5 protein-coding genes are annotated in these 5,006 nt (G+C 71.2%); 2 read left to right on the top strand and 3 right to left on the bottom strand.

The genetic code is table 11. The features are described from left to right. Nucleotides 1–43: 43 nt before the first annotated feature. Nucleotides 44–199 (top strand): DUF5709 domain-containing protein, encoded by a 156-nt coding sequence (locus tag C1I98_RS42090; RefSeq protein ID WP_158558306.1) that lies wholly within the window; start codon nucleotides 44–46, stop codon nucleotides 197–199. 46 nt (nucleotides 200–245) lie between these two features. Here the strand turns inward: C1I98_RS42090 and C1I98_RS44625 are convergent, their stop codons facing one another. From C1I98_RS44625 to C1I98_RS34810, 3 genes are read right to left on the bottom strand one after another with little or no spacing between them, the layout of a single operon-like run. Next, on the bottom strand, nucleotides 246–515 hold the full coding sequence (locus tag C1I98_RS44625) for a TauD/TfdA dioxygenase family protein (RefSeq protein WP_233508440.1): 270 nt from the start codon (nucleotides 513–515) through the stop codon (nucleotides 246–248). Between the two features lie 11 nt (nucleotides 516–526). Then, nucleotides 527–2,122 (bottom strand): monocarboxylate uptake permease MctP, encoded by a 1,596-nt coding sequence (mctP, locus tag C1I98_RS44620; protein WP_233508439.1) that lies wholly within the window; start codon nucleotides 2,120–2,122, stop codon nucleotides 527–529. Further along, a complete protein-coding gene (locus tag C1I98_RS34810) occupies nucleotides 2,119–2,361 on the bottom strand; it encodes a DUF3311 domain-containing protein (protein ID WP_111171572.1) in 243 nt (80 codons plus the stop codon). Before C1I98_RS34810 ends, mctP begins: the two co-directional genes overlap by 4 nt. Before the next feature lie 400 nt (nucleotides 2,362–2,761). Here C1I98_RS34810 and C1I98_RS34805 point away from each other — a divergent pair, with 400 nt between their 5' ends. Next, nucleotides 2,762–4,897 (top strand): anthranilate synthase component I, encoded by a 2,136-nt coding sequence (locus tag C1I98_RS34805; protein WP_111171571.1) that lies wholly within the window; start codon nucleotides 2,762–2,764, stop codon nucleotides 4,895–4,897. Nucleotides 4,898–5,006 lie beyond the last annotated feature (109 nt).

The following is a 5,006-nucleotide window of genomic DNA, read 5'->3' as shown; positions in this document are numbered from 1 at the left end:
AGATGTGTAATAAGAGACAGAGCCCGAGGAGCCCTCGGGCGCGGTGTGGGACACCCCGCGTCCGGCGGGGCGGCTCGTGGAGCCCGACGAGGGGGTGCGCGCCGACACCGAGAAGGACGAGATCGCCAGGGAGGTCGGCCCGGACGGCGGCGGTTTCACCGCCGAGGAGGCCGCGATGCACGTCGATGACGTGGAGTGAACGGGCGGCGGAGCCGGACTTCGCGGGCCGGGCCCGCCCGGCACGTTCAGGCCGCCGCGGTGGTGTAGCGGGTGGCGTCGCCGGTGATCGCGCGGCTCCGCCGTCCGTCCACGCCCACCGGCACGTCGCCCGCGACGGTGACCCGGTGCAGCCGGCGTGGTGGGTCGCCGAAGTCGTGCACCACCCGGTGCTGGGTCGCGCGGTTGTCCCAGACCGCCACGTCACCGGCGTGCCAGCGCCAGCGCACGGTGTTCTCCACCTGCGTGACGTGTTCCTGGATCAGTTTGATCACCGCGGTCGAGGTGTTGCCGGGCAACCCCACCAGGATCAGGTGGAACCGGCGAGGTCGAGGTCCTTGACCCGGGGGTCGCCCTCGTCCGCGTGGTAGTGGTCGGGCCGGGTGGTGTCGGCGCCCTTTGCCACCCCGGCGGCCCGGCAGATCAGCGTGCCGGCCACGGCCACCGCCAGGTTGACGGCCAGTGCCAGCAGCCCCGCGTAGACGGTCGTCGCGGTCTCCAGGCCGAGGTTGGACAGCGGGAACGCGGACCCGGCGAAGTGCGCCTTGCCGGTGGCGGGGTTGCCGATGGTGTAGAGCATCCAAAGGCCCGCCCCCATGCCGGCGGCCCAGCCCGCGATGAGGGCGCGGGGGTGCAGCCACCGGGTGTAGAGGCCGAGCGCCACCGCGGGCAGCGTCTGCAGGATCACCACCCCGCCGATGAGCTGCAGGTCGATGGCGAACTGCAGGTCCAGCAGGAGGATGCACAGCACCGCGCCGACCTTGACGGCCAGCGAGACCAGCTTGGAGACCTGGGCCTCCTGGGCGTCGGTGGCGTCCGGGCGCAGGTACTCGCGGTAGATGTTGCGGGTGAACAGGTTGGCCGCGGCGATCGACATGATGGCCGCGGGCACCAGCGCGCCGATGCCCACCGCCGCGTAGGCCACCCCGGTGAACCAGTCGGGGAACATCATGTCGAACAACCGCGGGACCACGGTGTTGGAGTCGCCGCCGACCGGCCGCACCCCTGCCGCGATCGCCATGTAGCCGAGCAGCGCGATCAGGCCGAGCAACAGGCTGTAGGCGGGCAGCGCGGACATGTTCCGTTTGATCACGTCGCGGTTGCGCGAGGCGAGCACGCCGGTGAGGCTGTGCGGGTACAGGAAAAGCGCCAGCGCCGAGCCGAGGGCCAGCGTGACGTACTGCCACTGGTTGCCCGCGCCGAGCAGTAGGCCGTCGCCCTTGGCGGGCGTGGCGGCGAACTTCTCCTGGGCCGCGCCGAAGATCGCGCCCCACCCGCCGAGCCGCGCCGGAATGTAGATGATCGCCACCAGGATGACCAGGTAGATCAGCGTGTCCTTGACGAACGCGATGAGCGCGGGGGCCCGCAGCCCCGATCGGTAGGTGTAGGCCGCCAGGATCGCGAAGGCGATCACGATGGGCAGGTGGCCGCTGACGCCCATCGCCTTCAGCACCGCCTCGATCCCGACGAGTTGCAGGGCGATGTACGGCATGGTCGCCGCGATCCCGGTCAGCGCCACCAGCAGCGCGAGCGTCGGGGAGCCGAACCGGGCCCGCACGAAGTCGGCGGGCGTGACGAACCCGTGGACGTGCGAGACCGACCACAGCCGGATCAGCACCAGGAACACCATCGGGTAGACGATCACGGTGTAGGGCACCGCGAAGAACCCCATCGCGCCCGCCCCGAAGACCAGCGCCGGCACCGCGACGAAGGTGTAGGCGGTGTAGAGGTCGCCGCCCACCAGGAACCAGGTGATCCAGGCCCCGAAGTTGCGCCCGCCGAGCCCCCACTCGTTGAGGCTGGCCAGGTCCTGTGGCCGCCGCCAGCGGGCGGCGACGAATCCCATGCCGCTGACCAGCAGGAACAGCACGGTGAAGACAATGATCTCGGTGAGGTGCTCGCTCATCGGCCGTTCCTCTTCCGCGTCACCCGGTAGACGATCGTGGTGGCGGTCACTCCGGCGACGATGAACGCCAACTGGAGCCAGTAGAAGAGCGGGAAGCCGAGCAGCCGGGGCTCCTCCGCGTTGTACAGGAACGGCAGCAGCGGGAGGATGACGGGAATGACGAGCAGCCAGTTCCAGGGGCTCGCGTCGCTCCTCGCGGGGGGCCGCCCGGAACGCCGGTCGTGGTCCGATGTGCTCAACTCGATCTCCTTGCCGACGGAGACGGAGACAGGGGGCTGACCGGAGCGTAGGTTACGGGCGGTCAATGCGTCCGCGGCAATCGGTGAGCGGTGTCGTTGGCGCGGCGAGCGGCGACCGCCTCCTTGTCACTGTGTCAAGTCGCTCTGACAGGATGACGCCCGCCAGGACGGCGGCGGCGCGGCGCGTTGCAAGATCACGGCTGCCGCCGCTACCCTGTACGCCATGCGAACCCGTCCATCCAGGCTGTGGTGGCGCCGCTCATAGGCGGCGCAGGTTTCGCATTCGCGAGTGAGAACGGCCGCCCCGAGTCGGCGGCCGTCCACATGTCCGCCCCCGGGGCATCTGCTCGGCCGGTTCCTCACCGTGGGATCAGGTCTTGACCAGCAAAGGGGCGCGAACGTGCAAGTCAGCCGATATACCACCGACGGCGGCGTCGGTGTCGAGGTCACAACCGCCGATGTGCCGGAGACGGTGCTCGATGAGATCGTGAACGCCCTCGGCGAGCGCCGCGGCGGAGTGCTGTCTTCGGGCATGGAGTACCCGGGCCGCTACAGCCGCTGGCACCTGGCCTATGTCGATCCGTGCCTGGAGATCGTGGCCAGGGGGCGCAGGGTCTCGGCGCGCGCGCTGAACGACCGCGGGCGGGTGGTGCTCCCGGTCGTGGCCACCTGCCTGCTGGCGGCCGGCAAGCCGACCGGCGAGCCCTCGGCCGACCACGTCGAGGTGCACGTCGCCGAGTCCGAGGACCTGCTCCCCGAGGAGATGCGCAGCCGTCGCCCGACCGTCTTCACCGCCATCCGTGAGGTGATCTCGGCGTTCCACGGCAGCGACGGGCACCTGGGCCTGTACGGCGCCTTCGGCTATGACCTGGCCTTCCAGTTCGAGCCCATCCGGCAGGTGCTGTCCCGCCCCGCCGACCAGCGCGACCTGGTGCTGCACCTGCCCGACCGGGTCACGGTCATCGACCGCAAGCGGGAGACCAGCAAGGAGTACCGCTACGAGTTCACCGTGGACGGCATGTCCACGCACGGCCTCGCGCGGACGGGGGAGAGCATCCCGCTGCCCGCCGTGCCGCCCGTGGTGCCCGAAGACCCCGAGCGGGGGACGTACGCGGAAGTCGTCGCGGCGGCCAAGGAGCGGTTCGTCCGCGGCGACCTGTTCGAGGTCGTCCCCGGCCAGGTCTTCCACGCCCCCTGCGCCGACCCCGCGGGCTTCTACCGCGTGCTGCGCAAGATCAACCCGGCGCCCTACGAGTTCCTGTTCAACCTGGGCGACGGCGAGCACCTGGTGGGCGCCTCGCCGGAGATGTTCGTCCGCGTCGGCGGCGACCGTGTCGAGACCTGCCCCATCTCCGGCACGATCGCCCGCGGCAGCAACCCGGTCGAGGACGCCGAGGCCATCCGGACCCTCCTTTCCAGCGTCAAGGAGGAGTCGGAGTTGACCATGTGCACCGACGTCGACCGCAACGACAAGTCGCGGATCTGCGTCCCGGGCAGCGTCCAGGTCATCGGCCGCCGCCAGATCGAGATGTACTCCCGCCTCATCCACACCGTGGACCACATCGAGGGCCGGCTGCGCCCCGGCTTCGACGCCCTGGACGCCTTCCTCACCCACATGTGGGCGGTGACGGTCACCGGCGCGCCGAAGAGCTGGGCCATGCAGTTCATCGAGGACCACGAGGCCACCACCCGCCGCTGGTACGGCGGCGCGGTCGGCGTCCTGTACTTCGACGGCTCGATGAACACCGGCCTGACCCTGCGCACCGCGCAGATCAGGAACGGCGTCGCCGCGGTGCGCGCCGGGGCGACCCTGCTGTTCGACTCCGACCCGGCCGCCGAGGAGCGTGAGACCGAGCTCAAGGCCAGCGCCCTGCTGGCCGCGCTCGCCGCGGTGGGGTCCGCCGCCGAGCGGGCCGCCGTACCCGACCAGGCGGCCGAGGCCCCCGGCGCGGGCATGCGGGTGCTGCTCGTCGACCACGAGGACTCCTTCGTCAACACCCTGGCCGACTACTTCCGCCAGCAGGGTGCCGACGTGGTGACCCTGCGGCACGGCTTTCCCACCAAGATGCTCGACGAGGTGGCCCCCGACCTGGTCGTGCTGTCCCCGGGGCCGGGCTGGCCGTCCGACTTCGGCTGCTCGGCGCTGGTCGGCGAGCTGTACTCCAGGAAGCTGCCGGTGTTCGGCGTCTGTCTCGGCCTGCAGGCCATGGTGGAGCACGCGGGGGGCGAGTTGTCCCTGCTGGCCACCCCCGAGCACGGCAAGCGCGGCCGGGTGGGCCGGATCGGCGAGAGCCTGCTGCTGGAGGGGCTGCCGGCGGAGTTCACCGCGGCCCGCTACCACTCGCTGCACGCCACACAGGCGGGGGTGAGGGGCTTCACCACGACGGCCCGCACGCCGGACGGCGCGGTGATGGCCATCGAGGACGCGCCCAACCGCCGGTTCGCCGTGCAGTTCCATCCGGAGTCGATCCTCACCTCAGAGGGCGGCGCGGGAGCCAAGATCATCGCCAACGTGTTGCGGCTGGCCCGCCGCTGATCTCACAGGGAGGGGGCGCCGGCGGCGAGCCCGCGCGTCCGCGCCCCCCGGCCGGGCCGCCGGCACTAGGCTCCTTGCGCGTCCTGGTCCCAACACCCGCCCCGGTGCC

The organism is Spongiactinospora gelatinilytica (assembly GCF_003236385.1).
Classification (GTDB): domain Bacteria; phylum Actinomycetota; class Actinomycetes; order Streptosporangiales; family Streptosporangiaceae; genus Spongiactinospora; species Spongiactinospora gelatinilytica.
Note: the sequence above shows the minus strand (reverse complement) of the source record. Positions and strands in the feature narration are given on the sequence as shown.